We start from the raw sequence: 15,701 nt of genomic DNA on the forward strand, positions 1-15,701 counted from the left end.
CAACGCCGATGAGGGGTCGGTCAACTGGCTATACTGAATTCATGGCTTCGAAACTTCCCAAGTCGCCGCCCGTTGCTCCCCTGCCAGATCTTGGCAAGCCCGATGGCGGGCAGGGTGCCGTGGTGGCTGAGCGCAAGGCTGCGCGAACCCGCCCTCCCCGGATGTACCAGGTGGTCATGCTCAATGATGACTACACCCCGATGGAATTTGTGGTGATGGTTTTGCAGCAATACTTCCGCATGAATTTGGAAGCTGCGACGCAGATCATGCTCAAGATTCACCACGAGGGCCGAGCCGTGTGCGGGGTGTTCACCAAGGACATCGCCGCCACCAAGGTCGAACTGGTGCTCGCCGCAGCGCGGCGCGCTGGACACCCGCTTCAATGCACGATGGAGGCCGCATGATTGCGCAAGAACTGGAAGTCAGCCTGCACATGGCGTTCGTTGAGGCGCGTCAGCAGCGCCACGAGTTCATCACCGTCGAACACCTGTTGTTGGCGTTGTTGGACAACCCGTCAGCCTCCGAGGTGCTGCGTGCTTGTGCCGCCAACATTGAAGAGCTGCGCAAGAGTTTGTCCGCGTTCATTCGCGAGAACACGCCCACTGTGGGGGGCACCGAAGAGGTAGACACCCAACCCACACTGGGTTTTCAGCGGGTGATTCAGCGCGCCATCATGCATGTGCAATCCACCAGTGGGGCCAAAAAAGAAGTCACCGGAGCGAACGTGCTGGTGGCGATTTTTGGTGAAAAAGACTCCCACGCGGTCTACTACCTGCACCAGCAAGGGGTGACGCGGTTGGATGTGGTGAACTACATCGCGCACGGCATCAAGAAGTCCGAGCCACCGGAGCCGGCCAAGGGTGGCGGTGAGGGGGCGAGTTCGGGCAACGAATCCGAAAAAGAGGAAGCAGGGGATCCCAAAGGTTCTCCCCTGGATCAGTTCACCTCGAACCTGAACGTGCAGGCACGCGACGGCAAGATCGATCCGCTGATTGGCCGCGAGTCCGAGGTGGAGCGGGTGATTCAAGTGCTGTGCCGTCGGCGCAAGAACAACCCGCTGTTGGTGGGAGAGGCTGGCGTCGGTAAGACGGCCATTGCCGAGGGGCTGGCATGGCGTATCACCGAAGGCACGGTGCCTGAGGTGCTGGCCGATGCTGTGGTGTATGCGCTGGACATGGGGGCGCTTCTGGCCGGTACCAAGTACCGTGGGGATTTTGAGCAACGCCTCAAAGGGGTGCTCAAGCAGCTCAAAGACCAGCCCAAAGCGATTCTGTTCATTGACGAAATTCACACCCTGATTGGTGCGGGCGCCGCTTCCGGGGGCACGCTGGATGCGAGCAATCTGCTCAAACCTGCGCTGTCCAGCGGGGCGATGAAGTGCATCGGTGCGACGACGTTCACCGAATACCGGGGTATTTTTGAGAAGGATGCGGCGTTGTCGCGGCGCTTCCAAAAAGTGGATGTGGTGGAGCCGTCGGTGGAGCAGACGGTAGAGATTTTGAAGGGGCTCAAATCCCGGTTTGAAGCCCACCACAGCGTCAAATATGCGTTGGGTGCGTTGCAGGCGGCGGCGGAGTTGTCGGCCAAATACATCAATGACCGCCATTTGCCGGACAAGGCGATTGACGTCATCGATGAGGCCGGTGCCGCCCAGCGCATTCTGCCCAAGAGCAAGCAGAAGAAAACGATCACGCGCACTGAGGTGGAAGAGATCGTCGCCAAAATTGCGCGCATTCCGCCAGCCAATGTGTCCAGCGATGACCGAGGTCGGCTCAAAACTTTGGAGCGGGATCTCAAGAGTGTGGTGTTCGGCCAAGATCCAGCGGTGGAAGCGTTGGCCGCAGCGATCAAAATGTCCCGTTCAGGTTTGGGCAAGTCGGACAAACCGATCGGTTCTTTCTTGTTCAGTGGCCCGACGGGGGTGGGGAAAACCGAGGTGGCCAAGCAGTTGGCTTACATCTTGGGCATTGAGCTGGTGCGCTTTGACATGTCCGAATACATGGAGCGCCACGCCGTCAGCCGTTTGATTGGTGCGCCGCCGGGATATGTGGGGTTCGACCAAGGTGGTTTGCTGACGGAGGCCATCAACAAGAAGCCGCACGCGGTGTTGCTGCTGGATGAAATCGAGAAGGCACACCCGGATGTCTTCAATGTGCTGTTGCAGGTGATGGATCACGGCACCTTGACGGACAACAACGGGCGCAAATCGGATTTCCGCAACGTCATCATCATCATGACGACGAATGCGGGAGCCGAGACGATGCAAAAGTCCACCATCGGTTTCACGGCCAAGCGGGAGCAAGGGGATGAGATGAGCGATATCAAGCGCTTGTTTACCCCCGAGTTCCGCAATCGGTTGGATGCGATTGTGAACTTCCGTTCGTTGGATGAGGAAATCATTTTGCGGGTGGTGGACAAGTTCCTGTTGCAATTGGAGCAACAACTGACCGAGAAGAAAGTCGATGTGACTTTCACGGATGGCTTGCGCAAGCATCTGGCGAAGAAGGGCTTTGATCCGCTGATGGGGGCCCGTCCGATGCAGCGGCTGATTCAGGATTTGATTCGCAAAGCGCTGGCGGATGAATTGCTGTTTGGCCGCTTGGTGGACGGTGGCCGTCTGACGGTTGATCTGGATGCGGAAAGCCAGATTTCGTTGGATATTCAGCCGTTGTCTGGCAAGAGTGGTGACAAGTCGAGCAAAGCGGAGCCAGCGGCGGCTTAGTCTCTGAGGCAGGCGTTTGGGTGCGCAAAGAGCAAAGCCCGGGGGCATCGTTCCTCGGGCTTTTTCGTTTGCGTCGCTGATTTGGTGCCCACCGACAGGAATCGAACCTGTATCTGAGACTTAGGATGCGCGCACTCAGCGCTCGTAAGTCATTGAGGCTCTTCCGACGTTTCAGCCTGCTGCCGAGAAGCACCAGAATGGTGCAAACTCTTAATGGAAAAATCCTTTATAGATCAACAACTTACGTCGATGTGATGTTGAGCTGATGCGCTGCCAACCCAGCGAAAGCGCCGAGCAGTCTGAAACACCGGAAGAGCCTTTTTCATGGGCGGCCTCCGGGGGGGTATCAAGTTACGCGTCGGTCCCGCCCAACACGCCTTCAAGCTGCATTTCTTTCAGCACACGATCCTGAATCGGCTGCTTGGCGGCGTTCATTTCATCGACACCCCAAGTGATGCCGACCACCGTGCGCGTGGGACGTTGGCCGGTAGGCATGTCTGCCAGCGCTACATACGCGTCGACCACGAGTTGTGGCTTGGGCGCTTCTTCGCTCTGCAGGAACGTTGCGAAGTGTTGGCCCATTGCATTGGGCACACCCGCCAAGTCGCCATAACTTGCCAGCACATCGTTGCGCTCTGGTGCTTTGCCGCCTGCGAGCAACCCGGTGCCGAACGGGCCAGGCTGCACGAGAGCGACATCGATCCCAAAGGGTGACACCTCATAGCGCAACCCCTGCACATAGCCCTCCAGAGCGTGCTTGGTTGCGCTGTAGGTCGAGAAGAATGGTGGAGAGATCTGACCGACCAGGGAGGACGTATTGATGATCAGACCAGCTTTGGCTGCGCGCATGGATGGCAACACCGCCTGCATGGTGCGGATGGCACCGTAGTAGTTGGTCTCCATTTGTTCCTTGGCCTGTGCGATGCTGAAGGCCTCGGTAATGCCAAGGTACATCACGCCCGCGTTGTTGATGAGCACATCCACCGGGCCTTGGCTCAGGATGTGCGCAAAAGCGGCTCCGACCGAGGCGTCATCGGTCACGTCCATGTCGATGACCGACACCCGGCTTGAGTACGCCTCCAACGCCGCCTTTTTGGCCGCGTTGCGCCCTTGGGCATCGCGCAGGGTCCCCCACACGCGATAGCCCCTGTCTGCGAACGCCTTGACTGCGCCTTCGCCAAAGCCGCTGCTGCACCCGGTGATCACGACAACCTTGCTTGAACTGTTCATTTCGAGAAGCTCCTGTTGATTGGCACGGAACCCATGGATCTTGATTTCGTACCGAGTGGTCCGAAGCGGCGCTCAGCCTTTCGTACCGATCGGTATAATCTGCCTGTCATGAACTCGACCTCAACAAGTGCTCGTCCCGGGCGCCCCATCACTCGGAACCGGGCACATGTGCTTGAGGCGGCGATGAACGCCTATTGGCAGGACGACAGGGCCGCCATATCGGTCAACGCTGTGTGCGCGCTGGCAGGGGTCTCCAAGCCTTCGCTGTATCGTGACTTCGGCAGTGAGGATGGGCTGACGGCTGCGGTGCTGGAGCGCTACGGGCAGACGGTGCTGGTGGGTGTCGAAGCGTTGCTCTCAAGTTCGCAGTCTTACGGGGCCAAATTGGACGCGCTGGTCAGCTTTGCTGCCGATGATCCGCAGATGGAAGCGGGTTGCCTGTTCGTGAAGATGCGCGCCACGCGCTCTCGCTTCGGTCCGCAAACACGAGCGCTGCTGGCCGCGATGGAGAAGCACTTTCAAGCGCACTACACGCAGTTCTTCACTGACGCCGCTGCTTGCGGTGAGTGGCACGGCGGAGTTGCGACGGATCTCGCAGCCAACTACCTTCAGGAACAGATGGGCTTGGCGGTCAGCCAGCGCGCAACAGGCAAGCTGTCAGAGGCGGTGCGTGCGTTTTTGATGTTGGCGATTTCGGTGCTGCGCTGATGGGGCATCGTGCGCGATGCAAGCGCGGCGGTGTGCCCCGCCGCGATGGTCCCCCCGACAGGAATCGAACCTGTATCTAGCGCTTCGTACCACTTCGGCTTTCGCCGCCGCATTGCGCGTTCGTGGTCTGGACTATGCCTTTGCCGTGGGCGTTGGACGCCGTTAGGCAGGAGCCGTCTAGTCTCTACACCTTCCCGATGTCTCGGGCTTGGCTCGGCGTTGCCACGGCGCAGGGCGCGCCAGAGGGTTCACCGACTTTGACTCCATTCAGCCGGTGCTTTCGCTTCCGGCTGCCCATTGAAAGGAGGCGCTCGTTCTATCCATTGAACTACGGGGAGCTGATCTGTTGCGTCGCATTACCTTCGTCAGTCACTCTCGCCGGGACAAATTTGGGACAGTGACATGGTCTGATGGGACAGGACGCGAAGGGAGTGTAGGGGTGTTGATCCTTTGAAAATCAATAACTTGCAGTCTTCGATTGGCCGCCAGAAACGCTTAGGAGGTCCCCGTTCTATCCATTGAACTACGGCGGCACAAAAAAAAACCGCTAGGCAGCAAGCACGTAGCGGAATTCTGACCTTGTGCCATGACAGCCACAAGCTGGCGGAGAGAGCGGGATTCGAACCCGCGGTGGGCTATTAACCCACACACGCTTTCCAGGCGTGCGACTTAAACCACTCATCCATCTCTCCGCACTGGAAGCTAGCACTATAGCACGGTCTTTTGCGGTTTCCCCAAGTTTTTTACGTGCAGTGGTGCAAGTGCCGTGAGATCTAGCTTCTGAGTCCTGTCATCGGCGTGGCACGTCTTCGGCCCTACACTTCGCCCTTCGTTTTTTCACCCCCTCTTTTTTCGGCCGGCCACCTACGGAGTTGCCATGCAGCGTTTTCACTTTCCCGTCGTCATCATTGATGAGGACTTTCGCTCCGAAAACACCTCGGGCCTCGGCATTCGTGCCTTGGCAGAGGCCATCGAAAAAGAGGGCTTCGAAGTCGTCGGCGTCACCAGCTATGGCGATTTGAGCCAGTTCGCCCAGCAACAAAGCCGTGCCAGCGCTTTCATCCTCTCGATCGATGATGAGGAGTTCACCCCCGGCCCCGAGTTGGATCCGGCGGTGCTCAACCTGCGCAACTTCATCAGCGAGATTCGTTTCCGGAACGCCGACATTCCCATCTACTTGTATGGGGAAACGCGCACCAGTCAGCACATCCCGAACGACATCTTGCGCGAGCTGCACGGTTTCATCCACATGTTCGAGGACACGCCGGAGTTCGTGGCCCGCCACATCATCCGCGAAGCCAAAACTTATCTGGACGGTCTGGCGCCGCCGTTCTTCAGCGCTTTGATGGACTACGCGCAAGACGGCTCTTACTCTTGGCACTGTCCCGGCCACTCAGGCGGCGTGGCGTTTTTGAAGAGCCCCATCGGCCGCATGTTCCACCAGTTCTTCGGTGAAAACATGCTGCGCGCCGACGTGTGCAACGCCGTGGAAGAGCTGGGCCAGCTGCTGGATCACACCGGCCCGGTGGCCGCGAGTGAGAAGAACGCGGCGCGCATCTTCAATGCGGATCACTGCTATTTCGTCACCAACGGCACGTCCACCTCGAACAAGATGGTGTGGCACCACACGGTGGCGCCGGGTGACGTGGTGCTGGTGGATCGCAACTGCCACAAGTCCATCCTGCACAGCATCATCATGACGGGCGCGATTCCGGTGTTCCTCACGCCCACGCGCAACCACTACGGCATCATCGGCCCGATTCCGGAAAGTGAGTTTGGCAAGGCGGCGATTCAAAAGAAGATTGCGCGCCACCCGCTGCTGAAGCACGTTGACCCGAAGACGGTGAAGCCCAAGATCCTCACCGTGACGCAGAGCACCTACGACGGCGTGCTCTACAACACCGAAACCATCAAGTCCAAGCTGGATGGCTGGGTCGATACGCTGCACTTCGACGAAGCTTGGCTGCCGCATGCCGCCTTCCACGATTTTTACGGCACCTACCACTCAATGGGCAAGCGCCGCCCGCGCCCGAAGAAGGCCGTGGTGTACGCCACCCAGTCCACGCACAAGCTGCTGGCCGGCATCAGCCAGGCTTCGCAGGTGCTGGTGCAAGACTCGCAGACGGTGAAGCTGGATCGCCACCTCTTCAACGAGGCTTACTTGATGCACACCAGCACCAGCCCACAGTACGCCATCATTGCCTCGTGCGATGTGGCCGCCGCGATGATGGAGCCGCCCGGCGGCACCGCGCTGGTGGAAGAAAGCATCAAGGAAGCGCTGGACTTCCGCCGCGCCATGCGCAAGGTGGACAAGGAATACGGTGCCGATTGGTGGTTCAAGGTTTGGGGCCCGGATCGCTTGACGGACGACGGCATCGGTCGCGCCGACGATTGGATCTTGCAAGCCAACGAAACCTGGCACGGCTTCGGCAAGCTGGCGGCGGGCTTCAACATGCTCGACCCGATCAAATCCACCATCATCACGCCGGGGTTGGATGTGTCGGGCAAGTTTGCCAAGACGGGCATTCCGGCGTCCATCGTCACCAAGTTCCTGGCGGAGCACGGCGTGGTGGTGGAAAAGACGGGGCTGTATTCGTTCTTCATCATGTTCACCATCGGCATCACCAAGGGCCGCTGGAACACGCTGCTGACGGCGATGCAGCAGTTCAAGGACGATTACGACCGCAACCAGCCGCTGTGGCGCAACATGCCCGAGTTCTGCGCCGCGCATCCGCGTTACGAGCGCATGGGCCTGCGCGACCTGTGTCAGAGCGTTCACGAGGCTTACGCCAAGGGCGACATTGCCCGCTTGACAACGGATGTGTACCTGGCCGAACTGGAGCCAGCCATGACCCCGAGCGACGCTTATGCCTACATCGCCCACCGCAAGACCGAGCGCGTGGCGATTGATGAGCTGGAAGGCCGCATCAGCACCGTGCTGCTCACGCCGTACCCGCCGGGCATTCCGCTGCTGATTCCGGGCGAGCGTTTCAACAAGCGCATCGTGGATTACTTGCGCTTCACCCGCGAATTCAATGCCCAGTTCCCGGGTTTTGGCGCGGATGTGCATGGTTTAGTGTCGGAAGACGGCCCGAACGGCGAGCGCCGCTACTTTGTCGATTGCGTGCGCTTGGATGCGCCGGAGGCCAGCGCCGCCTGAGGCCACGCCGTCATCCGGGATGGGCTGGGTTACAGGCGGGTACCGCCGCACAATGCCGCCCTCATTGGCAAACCAGCAACATCCCGCACATGACTTCTCCAAGCTTCCCCCGCTTGCTCGGGGACGTGGGGGGCACCAACGCCCGCTTCGCCCTGCAACACGCCCCCGGCGCAGCGTTGACAGACATTCGCACCCTCTCCGCGAAAGAACACCCCTCGCTGGAGGTGGCGATGCGCCACTATCTGCATCTGTCGGGTGATGCGGTGCCTGTTGAAGCGGCCATCGGCATCGCCAACCCCGTGGTGGGGGATTGGGTGCAAATGACCAACCACCACTGGGCGTTTTCCATCGAAGCGATGCGCCAAACCTTGGGGCTGAAACGTTTCGTGGTGGTGAACGATTTCACAGCGCTGGCGCTGAGTTTGCCGTCTCTGCGGGCGCATGAATGGCATCAGTTGGGTGGCCAGGTGCCTCGTGAGCGTGCGCCCATGGGGCTGGTGGGGCCGGGCACGGGCCTGGGGGTGTCGGGTTTGCTGCCGGTGGGCGAAAACGGATGGGTGCCGCTGGCAGGCGAAGGTGGACATGTGACGCTGTCACCCGTCACACCGCGTGAGTGGGCCGTGGTGGCCTGGCTCCAGGCGCGTTTTGGACACGCTTCGGCGGAGCGGGCGGTATCCGGTCAAGGTCTGGAAAACCTTTATCAAGCGTTGTGCGCACTCGATGGGGTGTCGGAGGCGCCCGCGCTCACGGCGGCGCAAGTGTCCCAGCGTGGTTTGGCTGGGGATGATGTGCGTTGCACGGAGGCATTGCAGTTGTTTTGCGCCTGGTTGGGCAGCGTGGCCGGCAACCTGGCGTTGACGCTGGGTGCAACTGGTGGGGTGTACATCGGCGGCGGCATCGCGCCCCGGCTGGGACTGTTTTTGCAACGTTCGGCGCTGCGTGAGCGCTTCGAAGCCAAAGGGCGTTTTCGGCCTTTGCTGGCCAACATCCCGCTGCTGTTGATCGATGCGGCCACATCGCCCGCCCTGTTGGGGGCTGCCCGCGCACTCGATTAAGGCCAAACGAGTCAGGCGAAAAAAAGCCGCCCAGTGGGCGGCGCAGGCACCTCTTGGCGATGGAGGTGAAGCCGGGGTTGTCGGCTGGAGCGCGCAGGCGGCGGAGGGCGTTTAGCCTTCGCTGCTGCCGGTGGTCATGTGGCTGAAGCCGCCGTCCACGTACATGATTTCGGCGCTGACACCGGCTGCCAAATCGGACAGCAAGAACGCGGTGACGTTGCCCACGTCTTCCACCGTGATGAGGCGGCGGATCGGCGTGCTGGCGGCAAACGCCGTGAGCTTTTTGCCGAAGTTACCGATGCCCGAGGCGGCCAGCGTCTTGATCGGGCCAGCCGACACACCATTTACACGCATGTTGCGCGGGCCCAGCGAGTGTGCCAGGTAGCGCACACTGGCTTCGAGCGAAGCCTTGGCCAAGCCCATGGTGTTGTAATCCGGCACGCGGCGCACGGCGCCCAGGTAGCTCATGGTCACGAGCGAAGAGCGCTCGCGCAGATAAGGCAGGGCGGCCTTGGCCATGGCGGGGAAGCTGTACGACGAAATGTCGTGCGCGACGCGGAAGGATTCGCGGTTCAGGCCATCGAGGAAATCTCCCCCGATGGAGTCGCGAGGCGCAAAAGCGATGGCGTGAACAAAGCCGTCAAACTGGCCCCAGGCGTCGCCCAAGGTTTTGAAAGCGCTGTTGATTTGCTCATCGCTGGCCACATCCATCTCCACCACCAGGTTGGAGCCGAATTCGGCTGCGTATTCCAGCGCACGATCTCTGAAGCGTTCGCCTTGGTAGCTGAGCGCCAGCTCGGCGCCTTCGCGGTGACACGCCTTGGCCACACCGTAGGCAATGGAGCGGTTGTTCAGAAGACCTGTGATCAGCAGCCGCTTGCCGGCGAGAAAACCCATGTTGGCTCCTTGTCTAGAGACTGAGATAGCAGCGCGGGATTTTCGCATGGCCGCGTGGCAAATCGGTGTGCTTGTCTTGTCGGTGTGCGTGCGGGGCGCTACAATCGCAGCTTCGCATGATTTGCACTTGGTGCGAGTGAATGGGCGGATCTTTCCAGCCCATTTTTTTTGCTTGAAAGGTACGCACACCCTGATGAGCTGGAGCCAGACCGTCGAGAAGACGGTGACCGCAATGGGCTATGAACTCGTCGATCTGGAGCGATCCAGCGGCGGGTTGTTGCGCGTCTACATCGACCGCATGCCCGGCCGTAGCTACCTCACGGGCGAGAGCGAATTCGTTCTCGTCGAAGACTGCGAAGCCGTCACACGGCAGTTGCAGTACGTGTTGGAAGTGGACAACGTCGATTACGCCCGGCTGGAGGTCTCCTCGCCGGGGCTGGATCGGCCGCTCAAGACGCCAGCGCACTATGGGCGCTTCGTCGGCGAGCAGGTGATCGTCACCTTGAAGGTGCCGTTCCAAGGGCGCAAGAAGTACGAGGGGCAGTTGCTGGCCGGTGAGGCCGACGACGCCTGGCGCCTGGTGTTCCACGATGGCAAGGTCGATCAGGTGCTGGACTTCACCTTGGCCGAAGTGCGTGAAGCCCGGCTGGTGCCGGTGATTGATTTCAAGGGGCGACGTGGCAAGAAGTCCAGCGCCCCGGCCGCCGGGCCTGCGCCCGTCGATGCGGCCACGACTGACGGAGATTCCCAAGAATGAACCGCGAAATGCTGATGCTGGTGGATGCGATCTCGCGTGAAAAAAGTGTGGATCGCGAGGTGGTGTTCGGTGCAGTCGAGTCTGCGCTGGCGTCTGCCACCAAGAAGCTGCACGGTGGCGAGGTGGACATCCGCGTGGCCATTGACCGCAACACGGGTGAATACGAAACCTTCCGACGTTGGCACGTTGTGCCCGACGAGGCTGGTTTGCAAATCCCCGATGCCGAAATTTTGCTCTTTGAAGCCAAAGAACAAATCTCGGACATTGAGGTGGATGACCACATTGAGGAGCCCATCGAATCCGTGCCCATCGGTCGGATTGGTGCGCAGGCAGCCAAACAAGTCATCCTGCAAAAAATCCGCGATGCCGAGCGTGAACAACTGCTGAACGATTTCCTGTCGCGTGGTGACAAGGTTTTTGTCGGCACTGTCAAGCGCTTGGACAAGGGTGACGTCATCGCCGAATGCGGGCGCGTCGAAGGCCGCCTCAAGCGCAGCGAGATGATCCCGAAGGAAAACCTGCGCTCGGGTGACCGGGTACGCGCTTTCATCACCGGCGTCGATCCGGTGGCGCGTGGGCCGCAAATCATGCTGTCGCGTTCGGCGCCGGGGTTCATGGTCGAGCTGTTCGCCCAGGAAGTGCCCGAAATCGAACAAGGCCTGCTGGAAATCAAGAGCTGCGCCCGCGACTCGGGCAGCCGCGCCAAGATTGCCGTCGTCAGCCACGACAAGCGCGTCGACCCGATCGGCACCTGCGTGGGCGTGCGCGGCTCGCGTGTCACGGCGGTGACCAACGAACTGGCTGGCGAGCGCGTGGACATCGTGCTGTGGTCGGAAGACCCGGCCCAGTTCGTCATCGGTGCGCTGGCACCGGCCAACGTGCAATCCATCGTCGTGGACGAAGAGAAACACGCCATGGACGTGGTGGTCGATGAGGAGAACCTCGCGATCGCCATTGGCCGGGGTGGCCAGAACGTGCGTTTGGCGTCCGAATTGACGGGCTGGCGCATCAACATCATGACCGCCGAAGAGTCCGCCGCGAAACAGGCGGAAGAATCGAGCGTGGTACGTCGCCTGTTCGTTGAGAAACTGGATGTGGACGAGGAAGTCGCCGACATCCTCATCGACGAAGGCTTCACCAGCCTCGAAGAAGTGGCCTATGTGCCGCTGCAAGAGATGCTGGACATCGAAGGTTTCGACGAAGACACCGTCACCGAGCTGCGCAACCGTGCCAAGGATGCGTTGCTGACGATGGAAATTGCCCGGGAAGAGAAGGTCGAAGAAGTGTCGCAAGACCTGCGCGACCTGGAGGGATTGACCGCTGACCTGATCGCCCAACTGGCCGACGGCGGCGTACACACCCGCGACGACTTGGCCGATTTGGCCGTGGATGAGCTGGTGGAGATGACCGGGCTGGACGAGGCTCAGGCCAAGGCGCTGATCCTCAAGGCGCGCGAACACTGGTTCTCGGCCTGACCCCCGTTTGCCGTCCTCCCATCCCCCTTACGGCCTCAAGATCAAGGAATCCCTTCCCATGGCAGTGACCACCACCGTCGCCCAGTTCGCGTACGAACTGAAACGCCCGGTTGCGACGCTGCTGGAGCAGCTGCACGCGGCCGGCGTCGCCAAGCAGTCGCCCAGTGACGTTCTCAATGAGTCCGACAAAGAGCGGCTGCTGGGCTACCTGCGCACCGCGCACGGCACCAGCGGCGATCGCAACAAAAAAATCACGCTGACGCGCAAGTCCACCAGCGAGATCAAGCAAGCTGATGCCACTGGCAAAGCGCGCACCATCCAAGTCGAAGTGCGCAAGAAGCGCACCTTCGTCAAGCGCGACGATCTGCCGGGCAGTGTTGCAACGCCCGAAGACGAAAACGCACAACTGGTGCGGCGCGAAGAAGAAGCCCGCCACCAAGCTGAGCTGATTCGTCAGCAAGAGCAGGAGTTGGCCGATAAGCGTCGCCAGCGCGAACGCGAAGAACAAGAGCGCCGCGAGCGCGAGGCCGCAGAGCGCGCCGCTGCCGAAGTCGCAGCCCGCGAAGCCGCTGAACGCGCTGCGGCGGAAAAGGCGGCTGCCGAAAAAGCCGCCGCCGAAAAGGCCGCTGCCGAAAAAGCCGCTGCCGAAAAAGCCGCCGCCGAGAAAGCGGCGGCAGAGAAAGCCGCAGCCGAAAAGGCTGCGGTGCAAAAGGCCGCCGCTGAAAAGGCTGCCGCCGACAAGGCCCGTGCCGACAAGGTTCGGGCCGATGCTGCCATGCGCCCGAATCAACATACCCCCAAGTCGGCGGCGCCCGCTTCCAAGCCCGCCGCTTCGCAATCTACCGCCCGTCCGGGCATGCCCGCTCCGTTGCGCCCCTTGGGTGGGGCGGTTCCTGCGCCTGCACCGGTCGCCCCCGTGAAAGCCACAGCGCCGGATACAGCCAAGGCGGGCGGGCGTGTCGTCAAGGCGGCAGGTAACGAAGCTGATGAGGCAGCGCGTGCTGCTGAATTGGCCCGTCGCCGTCAAGCCGCCGAAGCCGAAGCCGCAGCGATTCGCGACATGATGGCCCGCCGCAGCAAAGTGCTGGTGGCCAAGAAGGAAGAGCCCAAGCCGGCTCCTGCCCCCGCACCGGCTCCGGCCGCAGCGGCGCCCAAGGAAGGCATCAAGGGCACGATTCACAAATCAGCGGCAGCCAAGCCCGCTCCAGGGGCAGCCCCAGCGGCGGCTCCCGCCGCTGGAGCAGCCAAGCCGGGTGACAAGAAATCGGTCAAGTCCGAAAAACTGTCGTCGAGCTGGGCGGATGATGCCAAGAAGCGTGGCACCAGTGGCCCCGCCAAGGGTCGCACCGATGCACCTGCTGCCAATGCCGGTCGCTCGGGCTGGAAGGCCCCGCGTGGCGGTGGTCGTCGTGGCGACAGCCGTGATGACCATCGCGGCGGTGGTTTCCAACAGCCGCCAGAATTCGTGGTGCAGGAAGTCCACGTGCCTGAAACCATCTCGGTGGCCGATCTGGCGCACAAGATGTCGGTCAAGGCGTCTGAGGTCATCAAGCAATTGATGAAGCTGGGCCAGATGGTCACCATCAACCAGCAGCTCGACCAAGAAACCGCCATGATCGTGGTGGAAGAAATGGGTCACAAGGCGCTGGCCGCCAAGCTGGATGATCCGGAAGCGTTCTCGGAAGAAGAATCCGCAGCGCACACCGGCGAAGCCCTCACCCGCGCCCCGGTGGTGACGGTGATGGGTCACGTGGATCACGGCAAGACCTCGCTGCTGGACTACATCCGCCGCACCCGCGTGGCCGCTGGCGAAGCCGGCGGTATCACCCAGCACATCGGTGCCTACCACGTGGAAACTCCGCGCGGCATGATCACCTTCCTGGACACCCCGGGTCACGCGGCCTTCACGGCCATGCGGGCTCGCGGCGCCAAGGCGACCGACATCGTTATCCTGGTGGTGGCCGCCGACGACGGCGTGATGCCGCAAACCAAGGAAGCCATCAGCCACGCCAAGGCGGCTGGGGTGCCCATCGTCGTGGCCATGACCAAGATCGACAAGCCAGACGCCAACCTGGAGCGCGTCAAGGGTGAGTTGGTGGCCGAGCAGGTCGTGCCCGAAGAGTTTGGTGGGGATTCGCCGTTCGTGGGCGTGTCCTCCAAGTCCGGTGTGGGCATCGACGAGCTGCTGGAGCAAGTGCTGCTGCAAGCCGAAGTGCTGGAACTGAAGGCACCGATCGAAGCCGCTGCCAAGGGCCTGGTGATCGAAGCCCGTCTGGACAAGGGCCGTGGCCCGGTGGCCACGGTGCTGGTGCAGTCCGGCACCTTGAAGCGCGGCGACGTGGTGCTGGCTGGTGCCAGCTACGGTCGTGTGCGTGCCATGCTGGATGAAAACGGCCACAACGCCACGCAAGCCGGCCCGTCCATCCCGGTCGAAATCCAAGGTCTGACCGAAGTGCCGCAAGCTGGCGACGACTTCATGGTGCTGAGCGACGAACGCCGTGCCCGTGAAATCGCCACCTTCCGCCAAGGCAAGTACCGCGAAGTGACGCTGAACAAGCGCCAGGCCGCCAAGCTGGAAAACATGTTCGAGAACATGGGCGAAGGCCAGGCGCAGATGCTGCCGTTGATCCTGAAGGCCGACGTGCAAGGCTCGCAAGAAGCGCTGGCTTCCTCGCTGCTCAAGCTCTCGACCGACGAGGTCAAGGTGCAGATCGTTCACGCCGCTGTGGGCGGCATCAGCGAATCCGACGTCAACTTGGCGATTGCCTCCAAGGCCATCATCATCGGCTTCAACACCCGTGCCGACGCCCAAGCCCGCAAGCTGGCCGAGCACTCGGGTGTGGACATCCGCTACTACAACATCATCTACGACGCCGTGGATGAGGTGAAGGCAGCGATGGCCGGCATGTTGGCACCGGAACAGCGCGAAGAAGCGCTGGGCACCGCCGAAATCCGCAAGGTGTTCGTGGCTTCGAAGATCGGCACCGTGGCCGGCTCGATGATCACGTCGGGCTTGGTGCGCCGCAACGCCAAGTTCCGCCTGCTGCGCGACAACATCGTCATCTACACCGGCGAAATCGAATCGGTGCGCCGCGAGAAGGACGATGTCAAGGAAGTCAAGGAAGGCTTCGAATGCGGTATCAAGCTCAAGAACTACAACGACATCGCTGAAGGCGACCAGTTGGAAATCTTCGAGATCAAGGAAGTGGCGCGTACCCTGTAAGCGTCCGCCCGGCCCGCGCTCCGAGCCCACCCCGCCGCTGGCGGGGTTTTCGCTTGACGGGGCGCCTTCCCACGCCATCTGTAAGCTTCTTCCATGCGACACAAACGCAGCACGCCCAACCGTTCTTTCCGCGTCGCCGACCAAATCCAGCGTGATGTGGCCGAGCTGATCCGCGATCTGAAAGATCCGCGCATCGGCATGGTCACCATCAACGCGGTCGATGTCACGCCGGACTATGCCCACGCCACGGTGTATTTCTCCTTGCTGGTGGGCGATCCGCAAGCCAGTGAAGCCGGTTTGAACGAGGCTGCTGGCTTCGTGCGCAACAGCTTGTTCAAGCGCCTGGCGATCCACACCGTGCCGACCTTGCACTTCAAGTTCGACCAAACCACCGAGCGCGCCGCCGAGTTGAACGCGCTCATCCGCCAAGCCAACGCCCAGCGCGCCCAGGACTGAGCCTGCGCCTCGCCCGCC

11 protein-coding genes and 1 tRNA gene are annotated in these 15,701 nt (G+C 61.4%); 9 read left to right on the forward strand and 3 right to left on the reverse strand.

The features are described 5' to 3' along the window. Positions 1–161: 161 nt before the first annotated feature. Entirely contained in the window at positions 162–404 is a 243-nt protein-coding gene (gene clpS, locus VITFI_RS09435) for an ATP-dependent Clp protease adapter ClpS (RefSeq protein WP_269768752.1), read from the forward strand. Beyond that, positions 401–2,722, forward strand: coding sequence for an ATP-dependent Clp protease ATP-binding subunit ClpA (clpA, locus tag VITFI_RS09440; protein ID WP_089418078.1), 2,322 nt, complete (start codon positions 401–403; stop codon positions 2,720–2,722). Before clpS ends, clpA begins: the two co-directional genes overlap by 4 nt. Positions 2,723–3,073: 351 nt before the next feature. Here clpA and VITFI_RS09445 read toward each other — a convergent pair whose 3' ends face one another. Continuing rightward, positions 3,074–3,952, reverse strand: a complete 879-nt coding sequence (locus tag VITFI_RS09445) for an SDR family oxidoreductase (RefSeq protein ID WP_089416735.1) — start codon at positions 3,950–3,952, stop codon at positions 3,074–3,076. 183 nt (positions 3,953–4,135) lie between these two features. On the opposite strand from VITFI_RS09445, the gene VITFI_RS09450 reads away from it, so the two are divergent. Beyond that, the gene (locus VITFI_RS09450; protein ID WP_157725628.1) at positions 4,136–4,660 is read left to right on the forward strand and encodes a TetR/AcrR family transcriptional regulator; all 525 of its coding nucleotides are present in this window, start codon (positions 4,136–4,138) and stop codon (positions 4,658–4,660) included. Positions 4,661–5,261: 601 nt separating this feature from the next. On the opposite strand, the gene VITFI_RS09455 is transcribed toward VITFI_RS09450, so the two are convergent. After that, positions 5,262–5,352: transfer RNA gene (locus VITFI_RS09455), tRNA-Ser, on the reverse strand. A 185-nt stretch (positions 5,353–5,537) separates the two neighbouring features. Between VITFI_RS09455 and VITFI_RS09460 the strand changes: the two genes are divergently transcribed. Both VITFI_RS09460 and VITFI_RS09465 read left to right on the forward strand, forming a co-directional pair. Then, complete coding sequence (locus VITFI_RS09460) at positions 5,538–7,820, forward strand: arginine/lysine/ornithine decarboxylase (protein WP_089416737.1); 2,283 nt, start codon at positions 5,538–5,540, stop codon at positions 7,818–7,820. A gap of 89 nt (positions 7,821–7,909) precedes the next feature. Beyond that, positions 7,910–8,875, forward strand: a complete 966-nt coding sequence (locus VITFI_RS09465; protein WP_089416738.1) for a glucokinase — start codon at positions 7,910–7,912, stop codon at positions 8,873–8,875. Positions 8,876–8,986: 111 nt separating this feature from the next. Here VITFI_RS09465 and VITFI_RS09470 read toward each other — a convergent pair whose 3' ends face one another. Continuing rightward, a complete protein-coding gene (locus tag VITFI_RS09470) occupies positions 8,987–9,772 on the reverse strand; it encodes an SDR family oxidoreductase (protein WP_089416739.1) in 786 nt (261 codons plus the stop codon). 193 nt (positions 9,773–9,965) lie between these two features. Between VITFI_RS09470 and rimP the strand changes: the two genes are divergently transcribed. From rimP to rbfA, 4 genes are all read left to right on the forward strand, one after another. After that, on the forward strand, positions 9,966–10,529 hold the full coding sequence (rimP, locus tag VITFI_RS09475; RefSeq protein WP_089418079.1) for a ribosome maturation factor RimP: 564 nt from the start codon (positions 9,966–9,968) through the stop codon (positions 10,527–10,529). Next, complete coding sequence (gene nusA, locus VITFI_RS09480) at positions 10,526–12,004, forward strand: transcription termination factor NusA (protein WP_089416740.1); 1,479 nt, start codon at positions 10,526–10,528, stop codon at positions 12,002–12,004. The genes rimP and nusA overlap by 4 nt, the downstream gene beginning before the upstream one ends. A 58-nt stretch (positions 12,005–12,062) precedes the next feature. After that, a complete protein-coding gene (gene infB / locus VITFI_RS09485) occupies positions 12,063–15,227 on the forward strand; it encodes a translation initiation factor IF-2 (RefSeq protein ID WP_089416741.1) in 3,165 nt (1,054 codons plus the stop codon). Positions 15,228–15,320: 93 nt separating this feature from the next. Beyond that, on the forward strand, positions 15,321–15,683 hold the full coding sequence (gene rbfA / locus VITFI_RS09490; RefSeq protein WP_089416742.1) for a 30S ribosome-binding factor RbfA: 363 nt from the start codon (positions 15,321–15,323) through the stop codon (positions 15,681–15,683). Positions 15,684–15,701 lie beyond the last annotated feature (18 nt).

The sequence above is a fragment of the Vitreoscilla filiformis genome (genome assembly GCF_002222655.1).
Lineage (GTDB): Bacteria > Pseudomonadota > Gammaproteobacteria > Burkholderiales > Burkholderiaceae_C > Ideonella > Ideonella filiformis.